General features: G+C 68.6%; 27 protein-coding genes. 16 read left to right on the plus strand and 11 right to left on the minus strand.

The features are described 5' to 3' along the window. Positions 1 to 63: 63 nt before the first annotated feature. Together HALDL1_07975 and HALDL1_07980 are read right to left on the minus strand one after the other, a co-directional pair. Positions 64 to 1,164: a peptidase gene (locus HALDL1_07975; GenBank protein ID AHG03540.1), complete on the minus strand. Its 1,101-nt coding sequence runs from the start codon at positions 1,162 to 1,164 to the stop codon at positions 64 to 66. 25 nt (positions 1,165 to 1,189) lie between these two features. Further along, positions 1,190 to 3,454: a hypothetical protein gene (locus HALDL1_07980; GenBank protein AHG05242.1), complete on the minus strand. Its 2,265-nt coding sequence runs from the start codon at positions 3,452 to 3,454 to the stop codon at positions 1,190 to 1,192. Between the two features lie 175 nt (positions 3,455 to 3,629). Between HALDL1_07980 and HALDL1_07985 the strand changes: the two genes are divergently transcribed. From HALDL1_07985 to HALDL1_07995, 3 genes are all read left to right on the plus strand, one after another. Further along, complete coding sequence (locus HALDL1_07985; GenBank protein ID AHG03541.1) at positions 3,630 to 4,115, plus strand: metal-dependent hydrolase; 486 nt, start codon at positions 3,630 to 3,632, stop codon at positions 4,113 to 4,115. A gap of 56 nt (positions 4,116 to 4,171) precedes the next feature. Further along, on the plus strand, positions 4,172 to 5,116 hold the full coding sequence (locus HALDL1_07990) for an ArsR family transcriptional regulator (GenBank protein ID AHG03542.1): 945 nt from the start codon (positions 4,172 to 4,174) through the stop codon (positions 5,114 to 5,116). 174 nt (positions 5,117 to 5,290) lie between these two features. Further along, on the plus strand, positions 5,291 to 5,470 hold the full coding sequence (locus HALDL1_07995) for a hypothetical protein (GenBank protein ID AHG05243.1): 180 nt from the start codon (positions 5,291 to 5,293) through the stop codon (positions 5,468 to 5,470). On the opposite strand, the gene HALDL1_08000 is transcribed toward HALDL1_07995, so the two are convergent. Then, positions 5,467 to 6,663: an FAD-dependent oxidoreductase gene (locus HALDL1_08000; GenBank protein ID AHG03543.1), complete on the minus strand. Its 1,197-nt coding sequence runs from the start codon at positions 6,661 to 6,663 to the stop codon at positions 5,467 to 5,469. The genes HALDL1_07995 and HALDL1_08000 overlap by 4 nt on opposite strands. Before the next feature lie 203 nt (positions 6,664 to 6,866). Here HALDL1_08000 and HALDL1_08005 point away from each other — a divergent pair, with 203 nt between their 5' ends. Beyond that, a complete protein-coding gene (locus tag HALDL1_08005) occupies positions 6,867 to 7,475 on the plus strand; it encodes a hypothetical protein (GenBank protein ID AHG03544.1) in 609 nt (202 codons plus the stop codon). Positions 7,476 to 7,525: 50 nt separating this feature from the next. Next, positions 7,526 to 8,152 (plus strand): hypothetical protein, encoded by a 627-nt coding sequence (locus tag HALDL1_08010; GenBank protein ID AHG03545.1) that lies wholly within the window; start codon positions 7,526 to 7,528, stop codon positions 8,150 to 8,152. A gap of 46 nt (positions 8,153 to 8,198) precedes the next feature. Here the strand turns inward: HALDL1_08010 and HALDL1_08015 are convergent, their stop codons facing one another. Continuing rightward, positions 8,199 to 9,119, minus strand: a complete 921-nt coding sequence (locus HALDL1_08015) for a 2-dehydropantoate 2-reductase (GenBank protein AHG03546.1) — start codon at positions 9,117 to 9,119, stop codon at positions 8,199 to 8,201. Between the two features lie 137 nt (positions 9,120 to 9,256). Here HALDL1_08015 and HALDL1_08020 point away from each other — a divergent pair, with 137 nt between their 5' ends. The 6 genes from HALDL1_08020 (at position 9,257) to HALDL1_08045 (ending at position 14,262) form a co-directional block, all read left to right on the plus strand. Beyond that, positions 9,257 to 10,192, plus strand: coding sequence for a hypothetical protein (locus HALDL1_08020; protein ID AHG05244.1), 936 nt, complete (start codon positions 9,257 to 9,259; stop codon positions 10,190 to 10,192). Between the two features lie 52 nt (positions 10,193 to 10,244). Beyond that, a complete protein-coding gene (locus HALDL1_08025) occupies positions 10,245 to 11,384 on the plus strand; it encodes a 16S rRNA methyltransferase (protein AHG03547.1) in 1,140 nt (379 codons plus the stop codon). Between the two features lie 46 nt (positions 11,385 to 11,430). Next, on the plus strand, positions 11,431 to 12,387 hold the full coding sequence (locus tag HALDL1_08030) for an ABC transporter ATP-binding protein (protein AHG03548.1): 957 nt from the start codon (positions 11,431 to 11,433) through the stop codon (positions 12,385 to 12,387). A 25-nt stretch (positions 12,388 to 12,412) separates the two neighbouring features. Then, positions 12,413 to 13,177, plus strand: a complete 765-nt coding sequence (locus tag HALDL1_08035; protein ID AHG03549.1) for an ABC transporter — start codon at positions 12,413 to 12,415, stop codon at positions 13,175 to 13,177. A 125-nt stretch (positions 13,178 to 13,302) separates the two neighbouring features. Then, the gene (locus HALDL1_08040) at positions 13,303 to 13,779 is read left to right on the plus strand and encodes a hypothetical protein (protein ID AHG03550.1); all 477 of its coding nucleotides are present in this window, start codon (positions 13,303 to 13,305) and stop codon (positions 13,777 to 13,779) included. 69 nt (positions 13,780 to 13,848) lie between these two features. Beyond that, positions 13,849 to 14,262, plus strand: coding sequence for a MutT/nudix family protein (locus HALDL1_08045; GenBank protein ID AHG03551.1), 414 nt, complete (start codon positions 13,849 to 13,851; stop codon positions 14,260 to 14,262). A gap of 1 nt (position 14,263) precedes the next feature. On the opposite strand, the gene HALDL1_08050 is transcribed toward HALDL1_08045, so the two are convergent. Beyond that, positions 14,264 to 15,274 (minus strand): RNA 3'-phosphate cyclase, encoded by a 1,011-nt coding sequence (locus HALDL1_08050; protein AHG03552.1) that lies wholly within the window; start codon positions 15,272 to 15,274, stop codon positions 14,264 to 14,266. 87 nt (positions 15,275 to 15,361) lie between these two features. On the opposite strand from HALDL1_08050, the gene HALDL1_08055 reads away from it, so the two are divergent. Then, on the plus strand, positions 15,362 to 15,907 hold the full coding sequence (locus HALDL1_08055; protein ID AHG03553.1) for a hypothetical protein: 546 nt from the start codon (positions 15,362 to 15,364) through the stop codon (positions 15,905 to 15,907). Positions 15,908 to 15,969: 62 nt separating this feature from the next. On the opposite strand, the gene HALDL1_08060 is transcribed toward HALDL1_08055, so the two are convergent. Further along, positions 15,970 to 16,947, minus strand: coding sequence for a transcription initiation factor IIB 2 (locus HALDL1_08060; GenBank protein ID AHG03554.1), 978 nt, complete (start codon positions 16,945 to 16,947; stop codon positions 15,970 to 15,972). Between the two features lie 327 nt (positions 16,948 to 17,274). On the opposite strand from HALDL1_08060, the gene HALDL1_08065 reads away from it, so the two are divergent. Both HALDL1_08065 and HALDL1_08070 read left to right on the plus strand, forming a co-directional pair. After that, the gene (locus HALDL1_08065; protein ID AHG03555.1) at positions 17,275 to 17,859 is read left to right on the plus strand and encodes a DNA-binding protein; all 585 of its coding nucleotides are present in this window, start codon (positions 17,275 to 17,277) and stop codon (positions 17,857 to 17,859) included. Then, a complete protein-coding gene (locus tag HALDL1_08070) occupies positions 17,860 to 19,737 on the plus strand; it encodes an ATPase (protein AHG03556.1) in 1,878 nt (625 codons plus the stop codon). A gap of 9 nt (positions 19,738 to 19,746) precedes the next feature. Here the strand turns inward: HALDL1_08070 and HALDL1_08075 are convergent, their stop codons facing one another. Then, positions 19,747 to 20,181, minus strand: coding sequence for a hypothetical protein (locus HALDL1_08075; GenBank protein ID AHG03557.1), 435 nt, complete (start codon positions 20,179 to 20,181; stop codon positions 19,747 to 19,749). Between the two features lie 38 nt (positions 20,182 to 20,219). Then, complete coding sequence (locus HALDL1_08080) at positions 20,220 to 20,516, minus strand: hypothetical protein (GenBank protein ID AHG05245.1); 297 nt, start codon at positions 20,514 to 20,516, stop codon at positions 20,220 to 20,222. 346 nt (positions 20,517 to 20,862) lie between these two features. Here HALDL1_08080 and HALDL1_08085 point away from each other — a divergent pair, with 346 nt between their 5' ends. Beyond that, entirely contained in the window at positions 20,863 to 21,096 is a 234-nt protein-coding gene (locus HALDL1_08085) for a hypothetical protein (GenBank protein ID AHG03558.1), read from the plus strand. 3 nt (positions 21,097 to 21,099) lie between these two features. Here HALDL1_08085 and HALDL1_08090 read toward each other — a convergent pair whose 3' ends face one another. Then, positions 21,100 to 21,735 (minus strand): cyclase, encoded by a 636-nt coding sequence (locus HALDL1_08090; GenBank protein ID AHG03559.1) that lies wholly within the window; start codon positions 21,733 to 21,735, stop codon positions 21,100 to 21,102. Between the two features lie 100 nt (positions 21,736 to 21,835). Here HALDL1_08090 and HALDL1_08095 point away from each other — a divergent pair, with 100 nt between their 5' ends. Beyond that, the gene (locus HALDL1_08095) at positions 21,836 to 22,138 is read left to right on the plus strand and encodes a hypothetical protein (GenBank protein AHG03560.1); all 303 of its coding nucleotides are present in this window, start codon (positions 21,836 to 21,838) and stop codon (positions 22,136 to 22,138) included. On the opposite strand, the gene HALDL1_08100 is transcribed toward HALDL1_08095, so the two are convergent. Both HALDL1_08100 and HALDL1_08105 read right to left on the minus strand, forming a co-directional pair. Beyond that, complete coding sequence (locus tag HALDL1_08100; GenBank protein ID AHG03561.1) at positions 22,139 to 23,215, minus strand: amidohydrolase; 1,077 nt, start codon at positions 23,213 to 23,215, stop codon at positions 22,139 to 22,141. Positions 23,216 to 23,396: 181 nt separating this feature from the next. Continuing rightward, positions 23,397 to 24,104: a hypothetical protein gene (locus HALDL1_08105; protein ID AHG03562.1), complete on the minus strand. Its 708-nt coding sequence runs from the start codon at positions 24,102 to 24,104 to the stop codon at positions 23,397 to 23,399. Between the last annotated feature and the right edge of the window lie 100 nt (positions 24,105 to 24,204).

The raw sequence follows: 24,204 nt of genomic DNA on the forward strand, positions 1-24,204 counted from the left end.
ATAAAATCTCGCACAGGTCAGTGGGCTGGGGCGTCTGTATCGTTACGTCGAGCCGTACTACGTTCACCAGCCGCGGTCGGTGTGGTTCAGCCGCTCGCAGCCGTCCTCCGTGACCGCAACCAGGTCCTCGATGCGCACGCCGAACTCGCCCTCGAGGTAGACGCCCGGTTCGACGGAGAACACCATCCCCGCCTCCAGTTCGCGGTCATTCCCCGCCACGATGTAGGGCTCTTCGTGGACGTCGAGGCCGACGCCGTGGCCGGTGCGGTGGACGAACTCCTCGCCGTAGCCCGCGGCCTCGATGACCTCGCGGGCCGCCGCGTCCACCGCGTCGGCTGTCACGCCGGGTTCTACGGCATCGACCGCGGCCTGCTGTGCCTCGCGGACGACGTCGTGGACCGTCTCGAACTCCGACGACGGGTCGCCCGCGAGCACCACCGTCCGGGTCTGGTCGCTCGGGTAGGCGTCGACGCGCGTCCCGAAGTCGAACACCACGGGGTCCCCCGACTCGATTTCGCGGTCGCCGTGGCGGTGGTGGGGTTTGGCGCCGTTGGGCCCGCTGCCCGCGATGATGCCGAAGGAGGGACCGTCTCCGTCGTGGGCGGCGAGGCGCTCCTCGACGTACTGGGCGAGTTCGGCCTCGGTCATCCCCACCGCGTCGTCTCCGAGTTCTCGGACGTCACGCATCGCGGCGTCGGCCACCTCGCCGGCGCGCCGGAGCGCGTCGAGTTCCGCGGCGTCCTTGCGCACGCGCAGCGGACCGAGCACCTCGTCGGCCAGCCCCCACTCGGCGTCCGGGAGCGCCCCTCGCAGGTCCTGCGTGAACCGCGCCCACATCGTCGCGTCCACGAGCAGTTCGCCCGAGGCCATCCCAAGGTCGCTGGCTGTCTCGCCGACTAGTTCCACGGGGTCGTCGCCGTCCGCCCAGAGTCGCAGGTCCTCGACCCAGGTCTCGTCCCGGATCTGTTCGCCGTACAGTTCGGGCGCGACGAACGCCGGCTCACCCTCGCTTGGCACGAAGAGGAACAGGTGGCGCTCGGAGGGTTCCTCGTGGAAGCCGCCGAGGTAGTAGAGGTTCTGGCTCGGGAACAGCACGACCCCCGCCGCGCCGCGCTCGTCGAGGCGTCGCTGACAGCGCCGGGTTCGGTCCTCGAAGTTGTCCATACTCGCGGGTCGGCCGCCGCGGACCTTAACTCCCCGCTACCTGCGCCGGGACGTCACCGAACACGACGTCGGACCCGGCGAGGAGCGCACTCCGCAGGAGTCCAGTTTGCGAGACGGTGTCGGACCCACTCTCCCCGTCGGCAGTGAGTGTGTCCGTCACGTCCTCACCGTCGAAGACGAGTTCGTACCCAGACCCGGCGCCCGTGAGCCTGAACTCGACGATCTCACCTGAGACGAGGAACGCGTCGCCCGCCGCGTCGCCGGTCGACCCAGTCACCGTGACAGTCCCGTCGTCGTTCTCGGTCACGGTGTCCTCGCTGTCGGCGGAGAGGTCGTCGGTCGCGTGCGGTTCGGCGGAGCCCTCGACGACGAACTCGTAGCTGAAGTCGGCGTCCTCGCGGAGAGAGCGGACGACGAACGGTGCGTCCGTCCCGCTCACGCCAGTGCCGGCCGCCTGTCCGTCGCTGCCGGTCAACCGCTCGGTGACGTCTTCACCGTCGAACGTGAGTTCGTAGCCGGAGTCGACGCCGTCGATGGAGAACTCGACGATCTCTCCGGTGACGAGGAATGCGTCACCCGCGGCGTCGCCGGTCGACCCGGTCACCGTGACAGTCCCGTCGTCGTTCTCGGTCACGGTGTCCTCGCTGTCGGCGGAGAGGTCGTCGGTCGCGTGCGGTTCGGCGGAGCCCTCGACGACGAACTCGTAGCTGAAGTCGGCGTCCTCGCGGAGAGAGCGGACGACGAGCGTCGCGTCCGTCCCGCTCACTCCGGTCCCGCTGTCGGCCGAACTGTCCTCGTTGTCGCTGTTGGCCGAACTGCCTTCGTTCCCGCTGTTGGCCGAACTGCCTTCGTTCCCGCTGTTGGCCGAACTGCCTTCGTTCCCACTGTTGGCCGGATTGTCCTCGCTCTCGCTGTTGGCCGGATTATCCTCCGTCCCGTTCTCGGTGGATCGATTCACCGTCGACTGCGCCACCAGCACCCGGCCGTCTCCGCTGACGGTCCCGGTGATGGTGCTCGCCGACCTATCGACGCTCACGTCGGTGACGACCTCCCAGTCCGAGCCGTCCTGTCGCCAGAGCCTCGCTTGTGCGCCCTCTCCCTCGTACTCGAACGTGAGCGTCACCTCGTCCGCGACGTTCGAGAGTTCGACCCCGCTGTCGGCCGGCCGCGAGTTCGGGGGCGTCGTCGCGAGGTCCGCGGTGTCGAACGGCTCCAGAACGATGGCCTCGTCCCGGAAGGACAGCGAGGCGACCTGGCCGATTCGCAGGCCGTCGGCGTTCAGGCCGCCGCCGACGATCTCGACCTCCGGTCCGCCGTTGTCCCTGACGGTCACGTTCTGGAGGGACTCGCCGCTCGCGCGGGCACCGAAGAGCCCGCGGTTTGCGTTGGACTCGACGACCACGTCGCGCAGCACGTTCCGGAAGCTGTCGGAGAACCGAATGCCCGGCCCGTCGTTGTTCGCCACGTAGGCGTCCACGATGCGGTTGTCCACCACGTCTGTCGAGAGGTAGATGCCGGCCGAAGCGTATCCTGCCGGGCCGTTCCCGGTCGCGGTCACGTTCCTGAACGTGTTGTCCTCGACGTTCTGGTAGAGCCCGAAGCCGAGCTGGTCGTTGTCGCTGGCGGTGACGTTCCGGACGGTCGTGTCGCTGACCTCCCAGAACGTGAGTCCGTTCCGATTCTCCGTTGCGGTGACGTTCAGGAGGCTGCCGCGTTCGGCCTCCGTCAGCCTGACGCCGGCGCGGGTGTTGTTGGTCGCGACCACGTCCTCGAGGCGCGCCTCCGTGTCGGTGCCCGCGATGTCGCCGACGGCGACGCCGTCACCCCAGTCGGTGACGCGGAGGTCCCGGACCGTGACCGAGGAGAGCGTCTCGTTCAGGGCTACGGAGGACCCGGGCGTCCCACGGTAGACGAGGACGCCGACGCTGTCGTTCGTCCGGTTCCCGGCTATCGTGTGGTTGTTCCCGTCGAGGACGACGTCGCTCGCCCGGACGTGGATGCAGGCGTCCGTCATCTCGCTGCGGACGTCGCTGGTCAACTCGTAGCGCCCGGGTTCCGTGATGACAGTACAGGAGTCGATCTCCTGGGTCGCCTGCCGGGCCTCCGTCTCGCCGTTCGGTGTTGCTGGCAGGACTGGTGTGGAGCGGTCTACTGTCCCCACCCGGCTCGCCCCCGTCGTCGGCGTCGCTACGGCGGCCGTCACGGGCGACGTGACGACGAGCGCCGTGACGAGCACGACGAGAAATCCGAGCAGCAGTCCCCGCACTCCGTCCGGCCGTTCGTTCGACATACGACAGGTATTTCCCTGCACGTAAGTCGCAATTGTGGCCGGGTCCTGCCACGACGCAGGCAAGAACCCGAGCGTTGCCGTCACGTTGGGTGCACGCTGGGTGCAAGTTTGCAACCACCAGAGAATCCCGGGGAGGGGCCGGAACGTTCTACTACCCCCGCCGCCTCCGTCGATTGTGCACCGGAGTGGTCACTACGGCGTCGCGCTGCTCTCCTACGCCCCTGTACTCTACGTACTCGCCTCCCAGGGTCGCTTCGCGGCCGGCGTGGCGGGCGCCGGCCTCGTGGTGGCACTGACGCTGCTGCCGGACGTCGACCTCTCGATTCCGCTGCTGGCCCACCGCGGCGTGACGCACACGCTCGCGTTCGCCGCGTTCGTCGGCGCGGCCGCCTGGGCCGCCGTCTGGTTCGCCCCGGTGGAGTTGGCCTCACGCGAACTGCTGGCGCCCGGCGTGGGCGGCCTGGCGGCGTTCGCCATCCTCGCGCACCTGTTCGCCGACGCGCTCACGCCGCGGGGCGTTCCACTGCTCTGGCCGCTGACCGACAGCAGGTTCTCGCTGGACGCGGGGCCGGCCGACAGCGTGCTCTGGAACGTGGGCCTGCTCGTCCTCGGCGCGTTCGCGAGCGTCGCCGCGGTGGCGACCGCCGCGGGTGTCTACTGACTAACAAAAATTCGTTTGTGGGAACGCTTATCGGTCAGTTCGTTGTAGCGTCGCGTATGAGCGGCTCCGACACACCCATCGACGGCGCCGGCCTCGACGGCGAGAGCGGCTGTCTGCAGGACGGCCTTCCGCCGGCCGAGGCGTTCGCACTGCTCGGCAACGAGACGCGCATCCAAATACTCCAGGAGCTGTGGCTCGCGCCCGACCAGCCGGTGGCATTCTCCGACCTCCGGAAGCGTGTCGGAATGCGGGACAGCGCCCAGTTCAACTACCACCTCTCGAAGCTCACCGACCACTTCGTCCGGCAGGTCGAAGGCGGCTACGAGTTCCAGTACGCCGGCGAGAAGGTGGTCCGGGCCATCCTCGCGGGGACGTTCACCGACCGCGTCTCCCTGGAGTTCCCCGTCACCGGCGAGTGCTTCGACTGCGGCGGCAGTCTGGAGGGTCGCTACGCTGACGAACGGCTCGCCATCCGCTGCACGGACTGCGAGGCGACGTACGGCCGCTACGGCTTCCCGCCGGGCGGCCTCCGGAACCGGACGACCACCGAACTCGAAGCCGCCTTCGACCAGCGCGTCCGCCACCTCCACTGCCTCGCGGCGGACGGCGTCTGCCCCGAGTGCGGCGGGCGGATGGACACCACCGTGGCGCCCGACGTCGAGGAGAAACTCGGCGGCGACGTCCGCGTCGACCACACCTGCGCGCAGTGCCAGCACACCATCTCCTCGCCCGTCGGCCTCTCGCTGCTGGACGACTCGAAGGTGGTCGCCTATCACGCCGACCACGGCGTCGAACTGAACACCCGCAAGCACTGGACGCTGCGCTGGTGTGTCACCGACGAGACGACGACGTTCGAGGACGACCCGGTGCGCGTCTCGGTGACAATCCCGCTCGACGAGGAGGAGCTGACGGTCTCACTCGACGGCGACCTGCAGGTCCTCGACACCGAGCGCCGCTGCGCCGAGGCGGGCGGCGACGGCGCGCGGACGACCGCGGACTGACGACCTCCCAGACCGCGGACAGAACTGGATTTCAGTTTCGCGCCGGACAGAAGTTTAATTCTGCAGACACTTATCGGGGTGGCGGCCCTCCCTACAGACGAGGAGAGACTGATGACAACGACCACTCACTCCCCCGGACGCCACCCGGTATCGCCCGCGCTCCGCGCCCTGCGCGTGCTGCTCGTCGGCCTGCTCGCAGTGGCCGCCGTCTCCGCGTCGCTCGCCCCGCTTGCCGTCGCCCTCACCCACCCGTTCGCGCTGGCCCTGTTGGGGTTCCCCGTCGTCGTGACTGCCGGCCTCGCCGGGCTGTTCGGCGTCGGTCGCCTCGGCGCCGTGGTCGCCTGGCGCGTTTAGGCCAGCGTCTCCACGCGCTTCGCGAGGTGTTCGCCGAACGGTAGCGAACAGGTCAGGCCCGGCGACACCGCGTTGAGAACGTGCACCGCGTTCGCTTCTTCGACGAACAGCGGCTGCTTGACCAGGTCGCCGTCCCGCGAGACGACCTGCGCCCGCACCCCGGCGTAACTCGACACGAGATCCTCGTCTTCGAGCGCCGGGAGCAGTTGCCGCGCGGCGGCCGCGAACCGCGGCTTCGAGAACGACTTGCCCAGTTCGGCCGCCGCGACGCGCACCATCTTGGGTGACGCGAACAGTCGCCAGAACCCCTCGTAGCCGAGTGCGTCCCGGAGGTCCCGGAGGTTCACGTCCGTGTTCTCGTACGCTTCGCGGCCGAACGCCAGCACCGCGTTCGGACCGACGATGACCGACCCGTCCGCGCGCCGCGTGAAGTGGACGCCGAGGAATGGCAACTCGGGGTCGGGCGTCGGGTAGATCATCGAGTTCACCAGGCCGCGGCGGTCCGGTGTCACCTCGTAGTACTCGCCGCGGAACGGCACGACTCGGTAGTCCTCGCCGACTCCGACCGAGTGCGCGATGCGGTCGGCCTGCAGTCCGGCAGCGTTCACCACCACGCCGGCGTCGAACGGGCCGGCGTCCGTCGCCACACGGTAGCCGCTCGCAGTGCGTTCGAGTCCGGTCACGCGCGTGTCGAGGTGGACGGTGACGCCCGCCTCGCGGGCCTCCCGGGCGAGCGCGTAGACGTACTGCTGGGCGTCGACGGACGCGGCGGCGGGACAGTGCAGCGCCGCCCGGCCCGCGGCCTCCGGTTCGAGTTCCCGGAGGTGTTCCTGGCCGACCACGGTCGCCTCGACGCCGTTTGCGTCCGCCTGCGCGGCGAGTTCGTCGAGGCGGCGCTCCTCGGCCTGCGTCCGGGCGGCGACGACCACGCCGACTTCCTCGCAGGGGACGTCGTGCTCAGCGCAGAACGCCTTCATGCGGCGCGTGCCTTCGACGGCGAACTCGGCCTTCTGGGTGCCCGGTTCGTAGTTGAACCCCGGGTGGAGGACTCCCGAGTTCCGGCCGCTCTGGTGGGCGGCGAGGTGGTGTTCCTTCTCCACCACACCCACGTCCAGGTCCGCCCGCGTCGCCAGGTGGTAGGCCGTGGAGATGCCGACACAGCCACCCCCGACGATGCAGACGTCGTGTTCCATGGGCCCGGATTGACGGCCAGGGGTGAAGTGGTTTCGGACCACTCGGTGGTTCGCCCGTGGTGTAAACGTGGCAACGGGTGCCCACGAGCGCTCACTTATGCCGCTACTCCGCGAACGGCAATTGCCGGCTTTCAGAGGCACGGCCACCCGGAACGCCAGCCGAGACGGATGCGCTTTTCCCCGCTCGCTGGCAACGTCGACCCATGGAGACCACGACGGAGAGCAGATTCAGAGTTCTCGGGCCGGCGCCCGACCACCCCGGGGACCTGCTGTTGCTCGACCGCGCGGACCACGAGCCAGTCCGGGTCGCCGCTGACTGCGAGGGGTCGCTCGCGGAGACGGTCGAGGCGCTCCGTCCGGGCTACCTCGTCGCGGCGACGCTCGCCTGGGACGACGGCGAGGCGCGCTTCGTCGACTGCGAAATCGAGGAGCGGACGCTGTTCACGTTCAAGAACGGCGTCAGCGGGCTCTTCGAGGCCGCACTCGAGACGATGGAGGAGGCCCACCAGGAGGGGGTGGGCGTTACCGGCCGCCCCACGTTCAGCACGGACGGGGAGCCCAACGGCGCGGTGTACGCGTTCGCCGAGCAGGCCGGCGAGCGGGACGTCTTCGAGGAGATTCGGACCGGCGCGCTCCCGCTCGAACCGCTGCTCGACCGCCTCGACGAAGCCGAGGACTGCGACCACGAGGTGTTCGTCTTCCGTCCGCTCGAACACGACTTCGTGGTCGTCTACCTCGTCCTCCACAGGGACTCCGTGCTGGCGGATACCGTCCGCGACACCTACGACTGCCCCCGGCCCTCCGAGGCCTGACGAGCGGGAGCGCCACAGCCCTGTTACGCGAGGGTGGCGTACGCCCAGTCATGGTGGACATCGAGTCGGTCACCCTCGGGCTCCTGCGCCTCTACGGCCCACTGGCGTTGCTCCTGTTCACGTTCCTCGAGTCGTCGATGCTGTTCCCGTTCCTCCCGAGCGAGATCGTCGTGCCGGCGGCCGCCGCGGTGCTCATCACCGACCCCGCTTCCTTCCTCGTGTTCGTGACCGCAGCGGGCGCCGGCGGGACCGTCGGAGCGTTCGTCCCGTTCTCCGTGTTCCACGACACGCGCGTCGGCAGAGCAGCCTGGCTCAGGGACCACCTCCGGATATCGGACGAGCGCGTCGAACGCGGGCAGCAGTGGTTCCAGAAGTGGGGGCAGTCGTCGGTGCTCTGGGGGCGGTTCCTCCCCGTGCTGCGGTCGGTGATCTCCATCCCGGCCGGCGTCGCCAACATGGACTGGCGGCGATTCGGCGTCCTCACGGCGGTCGGGACGGTCGCGTTCTACGCGGCCGCGGGTGCAGTCGTCTACTACGGCCGCCGGGAGTCGCTGTTCACCGCGGTGGCCGCCGCCGCAACCAACCGGCCTGCGCTGGCCGTCGTCGCGGTGCTCGCACTCGTCGGTCTCGGTCTCGTCGGCAGAACCTGGGTTCAGCGCCGGAACTCGCCGGAGTGAACGCGTGAAGTCGGCGTATTCGCCGCACTCCGGACAGTGGCGCGTCTCAGTCCTCGTCGGACCTACTCTCTGCGAGTCGCACGAGGTCAGTGAGCGTCTCGTTCACTGGTGCGTCCACGCCGTGCTCGTCCGCCCGCCGCACGAGTTCGCCGTTCAGCGCTTCGATTTCGGTGTGCGCCCCGCTCTCGACGTCCTGGCGCATCGACGAGCGGTTCGTCGCCGTCCGCTCCGCGACCGCCCGGGCGCGCTCAACGGCGTTCTCCGGGACGTCCACGCCCTCTGCCCGCGCGACGGAAACCCCCTCCTCGACCGCGCGGCGGAGCAGTCGCTCGCCGGGTGCGTCCTCGACGAGCGCACCGTTCGGCACCCGCGCGAGCGCCGTCGCGGCGTTGACGCCGGCGTTGACCAGCAGCTTCGTCCACACGGCCGTCTCCGGGTCCTCTGTAGGGGTAGTGTCGACGCCCGCGTCAGTGAGCAGCTCGCCCACCGCCAGGACGGTGTCGTCGTTCGGTGCGAAGCGGCGTCCGATAGTCGTCTCGCCCCCGCCGGCGTGCCGCACGTGCCCGGGGCCTTCGACCGTGGCGCCCTGGGCGGTCGTCCCGTCGATGACGCGCTCCCGGGGGACGTACTCCGCGATGGTCTCGGCGTTTCCGAGACCGTTCTGGACCGTGAGCACGTCGGCGTCGTTGAGGTGCGGAGCGACCCCCCGCATCGCCTCGTCCGTGTCGTAGCTCTTCACGCAGACGACCAGCAGGTCGGCGTCGCTCGCCGCCGCAGGATCGGTCGCCGTCTCGACGCGGACCGTCTCCGTGCGACCGTCGGGATGCGAGAGTCTGAGGCCGTCGGCGGCCACGCTGTCGATGTGGTCGCCGTCCCGGCCGAGCAGCGTCACGTCGGCGCCGGCGGTCGCGAGCAGGCCGCCGAACAGCGACCCCAGCGACCCCGCGCCCAGCAGTACGACGCGCATGACCGGTCGTTGGCGCGGTGTCGGTAAAGCGTCCGGGGTTCGCCGCCGGTGGTGCGTTGCTGGACGTCTGCGCCGAGCCGGCAGCACCCCCCGGGTGCGGCAACCCTTTTGTGCCCCGCCCGCAACGGGGCGAACAGATGAACTCCCGGGACCGGCGCGGCCAGTTGCTCCTCGTCGCGGGACTCGGTCTCGCCGTAGCGTTCGTCGCGCTGGCGCTCGTGCTCAACGCGGTGGTGTTCACGGAGAACCTCGCCACCCGCAACCACGGCACGGCGGACGACGCCGTCGGCTTCGAGAACGCCGTCGAGCGCGGCGTCGGGGGCCTGCTCTCGGAGGTGAACCGCCACGACAATGCGGACTACGCGACCCTCAGGGACTCGTTCGCGGCGGGCGTCGAGACGTGGGACGGGAACGCCTCGCGGCTTACGGCGGCGGGTGGGAGCGTCACCAGCACCTCGCTCGTATCGGTGACCAACGGCACCCGCGTCCACCAGTTCGAGCAGCGGAACTTCTCGGACGCGAACGGCACACCGGACTGGACGATGGCGACAGACGTGGCCGACGCGCGGCGGTTCCACGTCGAGGCGAACCCGACCAGTGACACTGTACCGTTCAAGCTGAATGTGACCGACGGAACCGCGTCGTGGAGCGTCGAGGCGGTCGGCAACGGGAGCGGCGGAACGGACGTGGCGGTGTCGCGGAACGGGAGCGTCGTCTGGAGCGACACCGACTTCGGCGCGAACGTCACGATGGACGTGACGGAGGGCACCGTCGAGAGTCAGGCCGTCTCGAACTGGACGTTCGCGGAGAACGTCAGCGCGCCGTACCGCATCGAGGTGACTAACGGCGACGACGCGCTGGGGCGCTACCAGGTGGTCCTGGACAACCAGTCGGCGCTCCCCGCGAGCGCGTACGCCGACGCCGACTCGGGTGACTACCCGACGTTCACACCCGCCATCTACAGCGCCACCGTGGACGTGACCTACCAGCACTCGACGCTCATCTACGAGACCCGGGTTGTGCTCGCACCGGGGTCGGCGCCGGCCGACGATACGGACGCCGTCGCGGCCTGATTCCTCCGGGGTACACCGGGTCGTTTTTGCGCGACCGCACGGAACTGCGAGTATGCCCAGGGACGCGAGTGCCCACGAACACCGCCTCCGCTCGCACGCCGACCGCGGCCCCGACGAGTTCGTCTTCTCGGCCGCCACCGGCGCCGCCTCGCCGGACGCCTTCCGTGCAGCCGACCTCCTTCTACTGGAACACGTCGACCCCGTCGCTGACGCCGACTTGCTCGTCCCCGCGGCGAACTACGGCGTCGTCGGTACTGTCCTCGGCGCGCTCTCGCCATCGGGCCGGACGCTCCTCGCGGAGACGAGCGCTCGGGCGGCCCGGCTCTGCGAGCGTAACCTCGCCGCCAACGACGTGGCGGGAGACGTCGCGCTCGCGTCCACGCTCAGTGAGGCGACCGGTGACAGTCGATTCGACGTGGTCGCCTACGCGCCCCGTGACTACGACCCAGTGGACGCCGTGAACCAGCACCTCGCGGACGCGCTCGCCGCGCTGCGACCGGGGGCCGAACTCTACCTCGCCGCCCACCCCAAGGAAGGCGGGAAGCGGTACCGGACGACGCTCGCGGACCTCGCGGGGGACGTCGACCGGGTCGACAAGCGCGAGGGCGTTCGCCTGTTCCGCGCGGAGCGGCCCGCGGAACTGCCGGCCGTCGAGTACGCCGCCTTCGACGAGTTCAGCGACTCGGTCGCTGGCGGCGAGTTCACCTTCGCAACGTACCCGGGCGTGTTCTCAGGCGGCCACGTCGACCACGGGACGCGACTGCTCGCCGAGACGATGGCTCCCGACCCCGCGGACGCCGTGCTCGACCTCTGCTGTGGCTACGGACCGCTCGGCGTGGTCGCCGCGGACAGGGGATGCGAGACGTGGTTCACCGACGACAGCGCGGTAGCGACGGCCTGCACGCGGCGCACACTCGACGCGAACGCCCTCGACGGCCGCGTGGAGACGGCCGACTGCGGCGCCGGTCTGCCGGCCGACACGTTCGACCTCGTGGTGTCGAACCCGCCGACACACGTCGGGACGAGCGTCCTCCACGACCTGTTCGACCGGGCGAGCGACGTCCTCCGTCCGAGCGGGAAGTTTCTCGCCGTCCACCACGAGGCCCTCGAACTCCCCCTGGACCGGGCGTTCTCCCGGGTCGAGACGGTAGCCACGGGCGAGGAGCACGTCGTCGTCAGGGCGCAGCACTGACTCGTTTCGGGACGCTTAACCGCGTCACGCGACTCCCACCTAGTCAATGCCACCGGCGATACGCACCGACGACCTCGTCAAGGAGTACGGGGACGTCCGGGCGCTCGACGGCCTCTCGCTGACCGTCCCCGAGGGCTCGTTCTTCGGACTGCTCGGCCCGAATGGCGCTGGGAAGACGACGTTCATCGAGACACTCGTCGGCCTCGTGCGCAAGACCAGCGGGACCGCCGAGGTGTTCGGCCACGACGTCGAGGACGACTACCGGGCGGCGCGGGACGCCATCGGCCTCGCTCCACAGGAGTTCAACGTCGACCGCTTCTTCCCCATCCGGGAGGTCCTGATGCACAAGGCGGGCTACCACGGTGTCTCCGAGGAGGCGGCCGAGCAGCGCGCGCTCGCGGCACTCGAGACCGTCGGCCTGGAGGCCAAGGAGGACACGCGCTTCGACTGGCTCTCCGGCGGGATGAAGCGCCGATTCATGCTCGCGCGCGCGATGGTCACCGACCCCGACCTGCTCATCCTCGACGAACCCACCGCGGGCGTCGACGTGGAACTGCGCCGCGACCTCTGGAGCGTCATCCGCCAGCTGAACGACGACGGCACCACTATCCTCCTCACCACCCACTACATCGAGGAGGCCGAGCGCCTCTGTGACCAGGTCGCCATCGTCGACTCCGGACGGAAGGTCACCGTCGCCACGCCCGACGAACTCACCGAGCGCGGCACCGACACGGTGACGCTCACGCTCGCAGCGCCCGCCACGGCCATCCCGGACATCACGGGCGACCCCATCGACAGCGTCGAACTCGACGGCGACACCGTCACGATGCGCGCGACCAGCGGGAGCGAGGCGGTGCCGGCCGCCATCCGCCGACTGGAGGCCGACGGGCACCGCGTCGTCGACGTCGACATCGCCCGCACGAGCCTCGAAGAGGTGTTCGTGGATATGACCCGGACCGGCGACGAAACCGGGGAATCCGAGGACGCCGAGGTGGTCGCGTGAGCGGTCGCTCTCACGGGTGGTCGGCGTGAAACAGCGCACCCAGCTGAAGAGCCTGATCCGGCGCGAGATACTTCGGTTCGTCAGGCGCCCCTACAACACGTTCCTCCCCCCCATAATCACCAACACCCTCTACTTCTCCGTGTTCGGTGTCATCCTGGGGAGTCGCATCGGGAGCATCGCTGGCGTGAGCTACATCCAGTTCGTGCTCCCGGGGCTGGTCGTCCTCGGCGCCATCTCCGACGCCTTCGAGAACGCGTCGTTCTCCATCTTCCACGGGCGCTGGAACGAGTACATCGACGAGGTCATCACCTCGCCGATGTCCCACGGGAGCATCGTCGCCTCGTACGTGACCGCGAGTGCCGTGCGTGGCGTCGTCACCGCGCTGCTCATCGTCGCGGTCGGACTGCTGTTCACCACTCCCCAGGTCGCCAACCCGTTCTACCTGCTCGGCTTCCTCCTGATAATCACCGTCCTGTTCGGTGGTCTCGGTGTCATCGGCGGGCTCTCGGCCGACGACTTCGACCACCTCACCGTGATGAACCAGTTCATCCTCCGTCCGCTGGTGTTCTTCGGCGCGGTGTTCTACTCGCTGGATGTCCTCCCGCCGCTCTGGCGCACGGTCTCGCTGTTCAACCCGATGGTGTACATGGTCAACGGCGTGCGCTACGGGATGATCGGCGTCACCGAGATCGACCCGAACACGTCGCTGGCGGTGCTCTCCGCCGCGACGGTCGCCGTGCTCTCCATCAATCTACTGCTGTTCAAGCGCGGCTACGGCATCTCCGAGTGAGCCAACTGCCCTCCGGAAGGGGGCATCCTACTGCTTCCGGGGTCACTCTCTCACGACGGTTTAGCCCAACTTTGCTGCTCAGACCGGCGCCTGGATTTTAGTCGGTACGGTCGAGAGAGGCGGTCATGGCATTTACCAGTTCCCGGACGTTCGCGGCGACGACGGCGGCAGTGGGCCTCGTCGCCCTCGCTCACGCGTTCCTGACGTGGCCGCTCGACGCCACCGTCGCGCTGTTCGGCGGCGGCGCCGTGGTCGCGTTCGCCGCGGAGGCAGTCGTCATCAACCTGGGACTGCTCGAACACCACGTCGGCCCGAAACTCCTGGGCGTTCCGCTCTACGTCCTGCTTGGCTGGACAGGCGCCGTCTACGTCGCCTTCCGGGTCGCGCTGCTCGCCACCGACGGCTGGGCGGCCGTCGCGCTCGGCGCCGTTCTCGCCACCACCTACGACGTGCTCGTCGACCACCAGGGCGTCGAGAAGGGGTACTGGACGTACACCGACGACCTGCCCGGTCCACGACGGCGCGGGGTCCCGTGGTGGAACTTCGCGGGGTGGCTGGTCATCAGCGCCACCACCGCCGGCTTCGCGGTCCCGTTCCTCTGAACCGAAACCGATACGGAGTGCCTGCCGAATCCCCGGACGATGCCCTCCCCACTCAGCGAAGGCCAGGACGTGCGCGTCGGCGTCGTCGCCGCCGTGGAGCGCGACGGTCGCGTGCTGTTTGAGCGTCGTACCGCCGAAGATGAGGACGGCCGCCTCTGGGGGTTACTCGCCGGCGGGAAGACGGCCGGGGAGACCACCGTCGAGGCCGCGAGACGCGAGGTGCGTGAGGAGACCGGTCTCGACTTCCACCCCGAGCGCGTCGTCGCACTCTTCGACCACGACAGTCACTACGGCAGCGGGACGTCGTGGACGGTCGTCGGCGTCGCCGGCCCCGCGGACGGCGAACCAGACCTGGGCCGCGAACCGGAGAAACGAGACCGACTGGACTGGTTCTCTCTGGACGCCCCGCCGGAGCCGCTCCACCCGACGACGGAGCTGTTCCTCGAGGCCCACGGGAGCGACCGACTCCACCCGGAACTCTGAGCTACGCCGAGAGGAGCACGGAGTCGCCGTCCTGCTCGACGGTCAGCTCGTAGCCGAACTCCGCGAGCAGGTCGATGCACGTCTCGACGTGGGAGGTGACCTCGGGGACGCGGATTTCGCCACCCGCCAGTGCGAGGAACGGTAGCAGCTGGTCCGCCATGTGTGCGTCCACCGCGGCGTCGCCGTCTTCGAACGCCTCGAACCGCTCGGTCGCCTTCTCGCCGACCGTCTCCGCCTCGACGCCCATCTCGCCGAGTTCGCCGAAGCCCGCCCGGGAGTGCTCGTACTCCGCGGCGAGCACGAGCGCCGAGCCGGAGCAGTCGGCCTCGCCGTAGTCGGCCTGCTGCTCTGCGTCCTCGGGAACGCCCTGTAGCTGCCGTTCCGCGACCTCTGCGTCCGTGGAGTCGTCGTCGGCGACGGAGTACGCGGTGAGGGACTGGCGGTCGCCGCGTTCGGTGACGTCGAGCGCGTCGAGCGTCGACGGTCGGATGGTCAGTGTCGCCTTCCCGCCGCCGCGGGGGTAGTAGCCGCGCCGGTCGAGGGTGGTCTCGGCGTCGAGGCCGTGTTCGGCCAGCAGCGGCAGTTTCACGTGTCGGAAGTAGTCGAACGGCGGCGCCCACTTGGCGTCCGTGCCGCCCTCCAGTCGCGCCGTGAACTCCTCGTCGAGGGCGACGGCGACCGGCAGGAGCGCGTCGAAGACGAGCGGGACGCTCCCCGCGGTGCCGACCTCGACGGACGTGCTCCCGCCGAAGACGAGTTCCTCGTCGTCCTCCGCCTCGATGGCGTCGGGCTCGAACGTGAACGATTCGGAGCCGACCTCCACGCCATCGGTTTCGGCGTTGCAGACCGCCGCGACCGTCTCGATGGCCGCGCAGTGCTGGGCCTGGAGACCGGGGTTCGCGCGAGCGCGCCGGACGTGACGCATGCGGAACGGTTCACCCGTGACTGCCGACAGCGAGAGGGCGGTCCGGACCAGCTGACCGCCGCCCGAGCTTCCCTCTAGAAGGTTCATACGCCTACCAGAAGGGGAGAGGGGAAAAGGTATTCGTCACCCAGTGGAGCCGTCAACGTTACCACACAGAACTTCGAATCCGTACGCATGAGCGCCGAGAACTTCGACGAGGGGGCGTGGCGGGACCGGATCCGCCGCCACCGTGACGAGAAAGACGACTTCTTCGGGGACCACGACCAGTCCCCCATCCCGCCCGACGACCGCGACTCGTTCTCGGGGCTGGACTACTTCGACCCCGACCTCGACTACCGCGTGGTCGCCAAATTCAGTCGCGCGGGCACCCCGGAGACGGTGGAACTGGAGACGACACGCGGCCCGCCGGCGGAGTACGACCGCGTCGCCGTCTTCGGCTTCGACCTCCACGGGGACCACCACACGCTCGAGGCGTTCCGCGTCGAGGGCGAGGAGACGCTGTTCGTGCCGTTCGCCGACGAGACGAACGGTGAGGAGTCGTACGGCCGCGGCCGCTACCTCGACGTGGCCGTCGGCGACGCGGAGACCCGCGACGACGTCGTCCTCGATTTCAACCTCGCGTACAATCCTTTCTGTGCGTACAGCGACAACTTCGCCTGTGCGCTCCCGCCCCAGGACAACCGCCTGCCAGCACCGGTGCGTGCGGGCGAAACGGTCTGAGCGGAGCGGTCGCTACGCGGTGGAACGGTCTGGAAAAACACCGAACGGGAGTAGAACGTGTTCTACGCGGCGACTTCGGTCGCTTCCAGGAGCTCCTGGTAGCGGTTCCGGATGGTGACCTCGCTCACGTCCGTGACGTCGCTGACCTGACTCTGGGTCACCTTGTGGTTGGTGAGCAGGCTGGCGGCGTAGATGGCCGCGGCGGCGAGACCGACGGGGCTCTTCCCGCTGGTGACGCCGTCCTTCTGGGCGTTGTCGAGCAGTTCACGGGCGCGGCGCTCGACCTCGTCGGGGAGGTCGAGTTCGGAGGCGAACCGCGGCACGTAGCTCGCGGGGTCCGCGGGCGCGACCTCAAGGCCGAGTTCGCGGACGATGTAGCGGTACGTCCGCTTGAACTCCATCGCGTCGATGCGGCTCACGTTGGCCACCTCGTCGATGGACCGCGGCGTCTGCATCTGTCGCGCGGCGGCGTAGAGCGCGCTGGTGGCGACGCCTTCGATGGAGCGCCCGGGCAGCAGGTCCTCGCTCAGTGCGCGTCGGTAGATGACCGACGCCGTCTCGCGGACCTCCTTCGGGAGGCCGAGCGCCGAGGACATCCGTTCGATCTCGCCGAGGGCCTGCTTGAGGTTGCGCTCCTTGCTGTTGCGGGTGCGGAAGCGCTCGTTCCACTTGCGGAGGCGCTGCATCTTCTGGCGCTGATTGGAGGACAGCGAGTTGCCGTAGGCGTCCTTGTTCTGCCAGCCGATGTTCGTCGAGAGCCCCTTGTCGTGCATCATGTTCGTCGTCGGGGCGCCGACGCGGCTCTTGCTGTCCTTCTCGTTGGAGTTGAACGCGCGCCACTCCGGCCCCCGGTCGATGCTGTCCTCCTCGACGACCAGTCCACACTCGGTGCAGACGGACTCGCCGTGCTCCTCGTCGTTGACGACCCGCCCGCTACACTCGGGGCAGGTGAACGACTCGTGGTTCTCGTTCTCTACTGTGGACTCCTCTTCGGTCTGTCGCTGGTCACTGGAGTACGTTCGGATTTTGGTGTCACTCATTATGGGTTGAATCGCCGAGCGGGTTGTGGATCGACGGAACGTTACCGCTCGTGTTGACGTACTACTGGGTAGTGCCGACACATACTTAAACCTTTCGCGGTTTTGTGGATGGTTAACACACTCAAAACGGGGGCGAGAATCGCTATATTCTGGAAATATCGGACTTTTTGGCTCCCCAAACGATTCGAGGAAGATAACCTCAGGACAGGGAAAGGCCTATAACCGTTTTGCACGCCGATTCGGCCCCGTCGCCACCAGATTCGCGCCTCACAGGAGAAACATTTAACATGTCTGGTTAGCCAGATACTCGAGACGCAGCGAATTCACATGACCGACGAAGGGGAACGTGTTCTCGTCGTGGACGACGACGAGGCGCTCACGGACGTGTACGCCGCGTGGCTCTCCGGCCAGTACGAGGTCGATACGGCCACCACCGGTGAGGTCGCACTCGATAGGCTGGACGAAGGAGTCGACGTAGTGCTGCTCGACCGCCGGATGCCAGGGCTCTCGGGCGAGGAGGTGCTCGACCGCATCCGGACCGCCGAGTACAACTGCCGCGTGGCGATGGTCACCGGCGTCCGCCCGAACACCGACGTGGTCGAACTCGGATTCGACGAGTACCTCATCAAACCGATCGACCAGGACGACCTCCACGACGTGGTCGACACGCTCGTCGACCGGTCTACGTACGGCGACCACCTCCAGGAGCTCTACTCACTGATGTCGAAGCGTGCGCTCCTCGAGTCGGAGGCCCAGGACGGCGACGTGGAACTCGACGAGTCCTACGAGCAGCTCGTCGACCGCATCGGCCAACTGCGCGACCGAATCGACGACACGGTGACGGAGTTCGGCGCCGATGACTTCCGGGTCGCGTTCCGTGACATCCCGAACAGCAGCACTGGAAGCGATTGAATGGCCCAGCAACGGACCCTGCTCCGTCCGGTGACGCAGGCGATTCACCAGGCTGAGCATCTGAGCGACCTGCGTGAGCGCGTCTGTGAGGCGGCCGTCTCTGCGGGCTACGAGGCCGCGTGCTACTTCGAAGACGAAGCGCTACGCGCCGCGGCGGGTCCGAACGGGGCCCACCCTCCGGTCGACGACCTGTCACCGGAGTTCACGACTGTCGACGCCGACGGCTGGCAGTGGGCGCTCGTTCCTGTCGCGTACGGTGAAACCCAGTACGGCACGCTCGCGCTCGCTACTGTCGACCCAGTCGAGGACGAGACGCGCCGCGAACGTCTCGTGGGGGTAGGGGAGACAGTCGGGCACGGCATCGCGAACACTGAGGAGATGCAGGCCCGCCAGCGCATCGCGGGGGAACTCGAGACCGAACGCCGGCAGTTCGAGAAACTCCACAGCGTCGCGGCCCAGATGGTCGGCTGCGAGGACGTGGAGAGCATCTACCACCTCGCCATCGACGCCGCGGAGAACATCCTCGACTTCGACATCTGTGGCATCGACGTCGTCGAGGGGGAGTACCTCGTGCCGAAGGCGCTTTCGACGGACATGGAGTCCTCGGACTCCCAGCGCATCCCCAAGGACGAGGGCGTCGCCGGGGAGACGTTCCAGGAGAGCAAACGAATCATCGTGGCGGACGTCGGCGACTACGCCGACGCCGACCCTGCGAACCCCGACTACCGGTCTATCCTGAGCGTCCCCATCGAGGGCGTCGGCGTGTTCCAGGCGGCCTCCGAACGCCGGGACGCGTTCTCGGAGCGGGACGCGGAACTCGCAGAACTGCTGATGGCCCACGTCGCCGAGACCCTCAAGCGCGTCCGCTCGGAGGAGGCGCTCCGGGAGAGCGAGGGGAAGTACCGGACGCTCGTCGAACAGAGCCACGACGCGGTCGTCATCTTCCGCGACGGCAGCTACGAGTTCGTCAACAACCGCGCGACCGAACTGTTCGGCCGCGACGAGGCGGCGCTCACGAACGCAGACGGGTGGGTGCTCGTCCACCCCGACGACCGTGCCGACCTGCGGGCCATCAACGAGGAACTCGTCGCCGAGGTCGGCCGCCAGCGCACGTTCGAGGCGCGCATCCGGCGACCGAGCGGCGACGTCAGGTACTGCGAGTTCAGCGTCACGAGCATCGACTACGACGGCGACGTGGCGTCGCTGGCCTCGATCCGCGACATCACCGAGCGAAAGGAGCACGAGCGGGAACTGGAGCGCCAGAACGAGCGCCTCGACGAGTTCGCGAGCGTCGTCAGCCACGACCTCCGGAGCCCGATCAACGTCGCGAAGGGGAGCGTCGACCTCACCCAGCAGACCGGCGACTCCGAACACCTCGACCGGGCGGCGGACGCGCTCGACCGGATGGAGGCGCTCGTCGAGGACATCCTCGACCTGGCGCGACAGGGCCAGCTCGTCGACGAGACGGAGCCAGTGGACCTGGCGGACTTGGGCGCGGAGGCCTGGGAGTCCGTCGACGCGCCCGAGGCGGCGCTTGTGACAGAAGTGGACGCGACCGTCGCGGCGGACGCCGGCCGCCTCAGGGAACTGTTCGAGAACCTCTTCCGGAACGCTGTCGAACACGGCGGCGCGGACGTGACAGTCACGCTGACCGACTGTGAGGGTGGGTTCGCGGTCTCAGACGACGGTCCGGGGATTCCCGACGGCGCCCACGACGCGGTGTTCGAGCGGGGGTACACGTCCATCGAGGACGGGACGGGGTTCGGACTCGCCATCGTGCAGAACATCGCGGAGGCCCACGACTGGACCATCGAGGCGGTGCCGCCCGACGGGCCGGGAGCGCGCTTCGAGGTCACCGGCGTCACGTACGTCGAGTGACGGACCTGGCTACGATTCGTCGAGGGACTTTGCGATGTCCGCGAGCCCCTCGTTCGGCGGTTCGAACGCGTCGTAGGTGGCGGACTCGCCGGGCGCCCGGACGCCGTACTTGAATCCCGCTTCGACGACGTCGACGTGGACCGACCGCCCTGCTTCGAGGTGCTTCGCTTCGACCCACGCCGTGAGGTGGTTCTCCGCGCTCCCCGGGTCGCGTGCGAGCGACGGCGTGTCGTACGCGCCGCGGACCGCCGGTTCGCCACCCGGGTGACGCGCTAGCTGCGTGCGATACTCGGTGCCGTCGAGAACGAGTCGGACGACGTCGCCCGCAGGGAAGTCCTCGGCCGCGCTCGCGGGCAACTGGATCTCGTTGCGTCGCGTGCCGCCGGCGCGGGCGAGCGTGCCAGCGACTGTCGGCAGGCTGTCGTCGGTGACGCGGTCGGCCATACTCGGCCCGTCGCTGTCCGCGCGTAAAACCGGGTCGATTAGCTGTACCCGTTGCGGTTCCGCTTGATCGCCTCGAACCCCTTGATGGCGCCGCCCATGATGGTGGTGAAGGCAGCGAAGATGATCGTGAACCAGAGGCCGATGGCGACGATTGACCTCGCGCTCGACCCCGAGACGAGCTGGAACGCCACCAGACCGGCGACGAACGCGACGGTGTAGAACCCGGCAATCTTCAGCGCCAGTGGGTGTCGCTCGACGATGCGTTCGGCCCCGTCCGCCGCCTCACCGAAGTCCGAGTCCGAGACGCTCTCGTACTCCGAGTTGTACCGGCTCATGCCGTATCTGGACGTGTGGGGCGGACGACGGAAGGGGGTTGGGCCGAGTTTCGTGCGGGAACATCATTACAAACTACAGACGAATCGGCTGCTGAAACGAGAGTAGAGAGACCGCCACGCTGAGGATGCGCTACGCGACGGTTTTCCGGAGCTCACAGCGCCGGAGTCTGGGCCGCGGCTAACTTTCTCGACACGCGTTCTCGTATCGTCATCGTTCACCGCTCGCTCCGTTCGGCCGCACGGATCACGCATCGCTTCGCTCCGCGCTTGCTCGTTCTGTGGTCTCACTCTGTTCGACCACACTCCTAGCGATTCGCTTTTCCCGGTCCCCCGCTAACCCCCGGACATGGACGTCCCGACACCGGAGGACCCCACTAACGGGAATCGCAAACAGGCGGCGCTCGCCATCCTCCCGTTCCTGCTGCTCGGGCTGGCGGACGTCGTCTTGCTCCTCTACTGGGGGCTGAATCCGCTGTGGGGGTTCGTCATCCTCCCGCCCATCCTCTTCATCAGCGTGCTCGGCTGGATCGCGTTCAAGTCCGGGTTCGTCCGCCACGAGGGCGTCACCGACGTCGAGTGACGGTCAGTCTGTGACGGCGACCGCCCGCAGTGGTGAGCCGTCCGCGTCGACTGGCAGCGGGTAGGCGTGGACCGTGACGCGCTCGGGGAGGGACGCCAGGTTCGCCAGATTCTCCAGAATCAGCTTGTCGTCGCCGAGCAGCACGTGGTGGGCCGGAAAGCCCGCTGGTTCGTCGCTGGCTGCGTTCTCGCTCGGCGTCGGGTCGACGCTGGGCGCGTCGACACCCACGTGACAGTGCTGGTCGGCGCACTGCTCGGCCGCTGCGGCCGTCAGGTAGGGGTGGTCGAAGTAGCGCTCGTCGCCCCACCGGTCCGCGAACCCGGTGTTAAAGACGAGCAGGTCGGCGTCCGCCTCGGGCACTCTGTCCGGGGTAATCGCTTCTCTCGCCCCGTATTCCGTGCAGTCCACGACCCGCGCGTCGAAGCGGAACGTCTCGACATCGTACTCCCCCATGGTCGCTCCGTCGTCCAGGAGGTGGGCCGGCGCGTCGACGTGGGTCCCCGAGTGCGTGGTGCACGCGATCTCGGCCACCCGGTAGCCGTCCGCGGCCATGGTCGCGTGGGGAGTCACCGACACCTCGGGGTCGCCCGGGTACGGTAGCCCCGAACCGAGTTCGTGGGAGAGGTCGTGGAGTGGCATCAGCCTCAGTCGTCGCCGGCTACCACGCGGACCCGGGTAAAGCTTCCCGCGGACGGTAGGTAGTAGCAAGGATTAAGCACGACCTCTCGGTGTACGGGACATGGGAATCGTCGCCGCGGCGGCCTACGGTACGCTTGGCGCCGCGCTGCTCGCGGCGGGTCGCTCGCTGTACGTTGCCGAGTCGATGGACGCAGTGCCGCTGTACGACCCGGAGACGGCGACAGACCCTCGCGCGCTCGCTCGCGTCCTCGGCCTCGCGCTGGTGGCGTTCGCCATCGCCACCCTGGCGTTCGCCGGGTTCGAGGCTATCGACCGAACGACCGTCGTCGTGGCTGCAGGCTACGCCGTGGTTGTCCTCTCTATCGCGTTGCTCACCGCGTGGCGGACCCGGAAGTACGAGTAGTCATACGGGGACGCGCCGCCCGTCGACGTACGTCCGGTGGACGTCGCGCACGGCGGCGATGTCCATCAGCGGGTCGCCGTCGAGCACCGCGAAGTCCGCGCGGTTGCCCGCCGCCAGCGTGCCGACGTCCTCGCGCGGGAGCGTCCGAGCTGCGACCCGCGTGCCGGCCTGCAGCGCCTCCATCTCGCTCATCCCGACTTTCTCCACGAGCAGTTCCATCTCCAGGGCGTTATCGCCGTGAGGGACCAGTTCAGGCCCCATGAAATCCGTCCCCGTCGCGATGGGGACGCCCGCGTCGTAGGCGCGCTGGACCGACTCGAGGTGTGCCTCGCGGGCCTCCCGCGACTTGCGCAGTCCCCACTCCGGGACGCCGAACTCCTCGCCGTTCTCCGTGATGCGGTGCATGATGGAGAGCGTCGGAACGAACGTGGCGTCCCGCGCTTCGAGCAGTTCGACGCAGTCCTCGTCGAGGTAGAAGCCGTGCTCGATGGTCGAGACGCCGTTCTCGAGGGCCGCGAGGATGCCATCCGTGCCCTGCGCGTGAGCCGCCACGTCGATGCCGACCCGGTCGGCCTCCCGGGTCATCGCGCGAATCTCCTCGTCCGTGAACTGCCTGACGTCCGGCGTGTCGCGCTCGCTCAGGACGCCGCCGGTGGTCATGACCTTCAGGCAGTCGACGCCGTCCCGGATGCGCTTGCGCGCCTCGAGGCGGCAGTCGTCGGCCCCGTCCGCGAGCGTCGACAGCGGTGTGCCGTCCTCTACCCGCTCGTATGCCGCGCCGTGGACGTCCCCGTGGCCGCCGGTCTGGGAGATGGCCTGACCGCTCGTGAACACGCGCGGCCCCGGTACCTCGCCCGCGGCGACGGCCGCCCGAAGACCGAGGCCGACGGAACTCCCCAGGTCGCGGACGCTCGTGTAGCCGGCGCCGGCCAGCGCCCGAAGGTCCGCCGTCGCGCGCGCCGCCGACAGGGACCCTGGGACGGCCATCCACTGCTCGATGTCCATCGAGCGGGCGCCCTGCAGGTGAACGTGCGCGTCGACGAATCCCGGGACGATGGTGCGCCCGGGGAACTCCACGTGCTCCGCGTCGTCGGGTACGTTCACGTCCTCCTGGTCGCCGACGGTCTCGATGGCGCCGTCGTCGTCCACGACCAGGCGCCCGTCCGCGATGCTGTCCTCACGCCTGCCGTCGACGAGTCGTGCCGCGTCGAACACTCGCATGCCTCGGCGTTCGCGCGCCGCGAGGAAAGCGTTGCCCTCAGGCCGACTGCTGGAGCGCGTCGAGAGCCTGGATGGTTTCCTCGACCAGCCCGGGGTCGTACGTCCAGATACCGTAGTAGCCGCCCTCGTGGCGCTCCTCGGCGAGCAGCGCGGAAGACTGCTGCTCGTCGCTGCCGCCGTCGAACACCACGAACCACGTGGTCGCTATCTCCAGGCTCTCCTCAGGGTGGACGGTGACGCCGGAGGGCACCGCCACCTCGACGTCTGGCGTGCCGTAGACGTGGACGTCGGTGTTCCCCTTCGCCAGGTCCGCGTACGTCTCTCGCTGCGGCTGGAACTTCGAGAGCCGCTGGAACCCCGCGTAGAGGCGTCCCTCGCTGGCGCGCCACGCGCGGTCCTCTATCTCGCGGGACGCCTGCACCATCTGGTGGTGGCTGTACGACGTGAACGTCGTGCGGTCGAGGTGCTCCAGCAGCGGACTGTAGGAGACGTCCTCGCCCACGGTCCGAACGCTCCCGTCGGTGAGTTCGCGGAGCGCCTCGATGCTGACGGCGGTGAGATACTCCTCGCCCTCCGAGAGCACCGCGTACTCCGGCCGCTCGGCCGCGTCCGCCTCCTCCACGACGACGTTCTGGGACGCGAAGTACACCCGGAGGTCCGGGACGATGGCCGTCTCGGGGTCCGTGTAGACGGTGAGCGTCTTCTCGCGCTCCCGGACCTGGTCGATGACGCCGCGGAGGCTCATTGTCGGGCCTTTCCCTGCAGGGTACAAATGCGTTGTTGCCGCCGCGAGAGCCTCCGCGTTCGCCGCGCTCCCCCGACATTTATGGTCGGGGACTGAGCGC

It is taken from the genome of Halobacterium sp. DL1, from assembly GCA_000230955.3.
Lineage (GTDB): Archaea > Halobacteriota > Halobacteria > Halobacteriales > Halobacteriaceae > Halobacterium.

What these genes read in the sequence shown, in the direction of transcription:
- HALDL1_07975 (AHG03540.1), bottom strand. Translation starts at nt 1,164, where the DNA reads ATGGACAACTTCGAGGACCGAACCCGGCGCTGTCAGCGACGCCTCGAC.
- HALDL1_07980 (AHG05242.1), bottom strand. Translation starts at nt 3,454, where the DNA reads ATGTCGAACGAACGGCCGGACGGAGTGCGGGGACTGCTGCTCGGATTT.
- HALDL1_07990 (AHG03542.1), top strand. Translation starts at nt 4,172, where the DNA reads ATGAGCGGCTCCGACACACCCATCGACGGCGCCGGCCTCGACGGCGAG.
- HALDL1_08000 (AHG03543.1), bottom strand. Translation starts at nt 6,663, where the DNA reads ATGGAACACGACGTCTGCATCGTCGGGGGTGGCTGTGTCGGCATCTCC.
- HALDL1_08005 (AHG03544.1), top strand. Translation starts at nt 6,867, where the DNA reads ATGGAGACCACGACGGAGAGCAGATTCAGAGTTCTCGGGCCGGCGCCC.
- HALDL1_08010 (AHG03545.1), top strand. Translation starts at nt 7,526, where the DNA reads ATGGTGGACATCGAGTCGGTCACCCTCGGGCTCCTGCGCCTCTACGGC.
- HALDL1_08015 (AHG03546.1), bottom strand. Translation starts at nt 9,119, where the DNA reads ATGCGCGTCGTACTGCTGGGCGCGGGGTCGCTGGGGTCGCTGTTCGGC.
- HALDL1_08020 (AHG05244.1), top strand. Translation starts at nt 9,257, where the DNA reads ATGAACTCCCGGGACCGGCGCGGCCAGTTGCTCCTCGTCGCGGGACTC.
- HALDL1_08025 (AHG03547.1), top strand. Translation starts at nt 10,245, where the DNA reads ATGCCCAGGGACGCGAGTGCCCACGAACACCGCCTCCGCTCGCACGCC.
- HALDL1_08030 (AHG03548.1), top strand. Translation starts at nt 11,431, where the DNA reads ATGCCACCGGCGATACGCACCGACGACCTCGTCAAGGAGTACGGGGAC.
- HALDL1_08040 (AHG03550.1), top strand. Translation starts at nt 13,303, where the DNA reads ATGGCATTTACCAGTTCCCGGACGTTCGCGGCGACGACGGCGGCAGTG.
- HALDL1_08050 (AHG03552.1), bottom strand. Translation starts at nt 15,274, where the DNA reads ATGAACCTTCTAGAGGGAAGCTCGGGCGGCGGTCAGCTGGTCCGGACC.
- HALDL1_08055 (AHG03553.1), top strand. Translation starts at nt 15,362, where the DNA reads ATGAGCGCCGAGAACTTCGACGAGGGGGCGTGGCGGGACCGGATCCGC.
- HALDL1_08060 (AHG03554.1), bottom strand. Translation starts at nt 16,947, where the DNA reads ATGAGTGACACCAAAATCCGAACGTACTCCAGTGACCAGCGACAGACC.
- HALDL1_08065 (AHG03555.1), top strand. Translation starts at nt 17,275, where the DNA reads ATGACCGACGAAGGGGAACGTGTTCTCGTCGTGGACGACGACGAGGCG.
- HALDL1_08070 (AHG03556.1), top strand. Translation starts at nt 17,860, where the DNA reads ATGGCCCAGCAACGGACCCTGCTCCGTCCGGTGACGCAGGCGATTCAC.
- HALDL1_08075 (AHG03557.1), bottom strand. Translation starts at nt 20,181, where the DNA reads ATGGCCGACCGCGTCACCGACGACAGCCTGCCGACAGTCGCTGGCACG.
- HALDL1_08080 (AHG05245.1), bottom strand. Translation starts at nt 20,516, where the DNA reads ATGAGCCGGTACAACTCGGAGTACGAGAGCGTCTCGGACTCGGACTTC.
- HALDL1_08085 (AHG03558.1), top strand. Translation starts at nt 20,863, where the DNA reads ATGGACGTCCCGACACCGGAGGACCCCACTAACGGGAATCGCAAACAG.
- HALDL1_08090 (AHG03559.1), bottom strand. Translation starts at nt 21,735, where the DNA reads ATGCCACTCCACGACCTCTCCCACGAACTCGGTTCGGGGCTACCGTAC.
- HALDL1_08095 (AHG03560.1), top strand. Translation starts at nt 21,836, where the DNA reads ATGGGAATCGTCGCCGCGGCGGCCTACGGTACGCTTGGCGCCGCGCTG.
- HALDL1_08105 (AHG03562.1), bottom strand. Translation starts at nt 24,104, where the DNA reads ATGAGCCTCCGCGGCGTCATCGACCAGGTCCGGGAGCGCGAGAAGACG.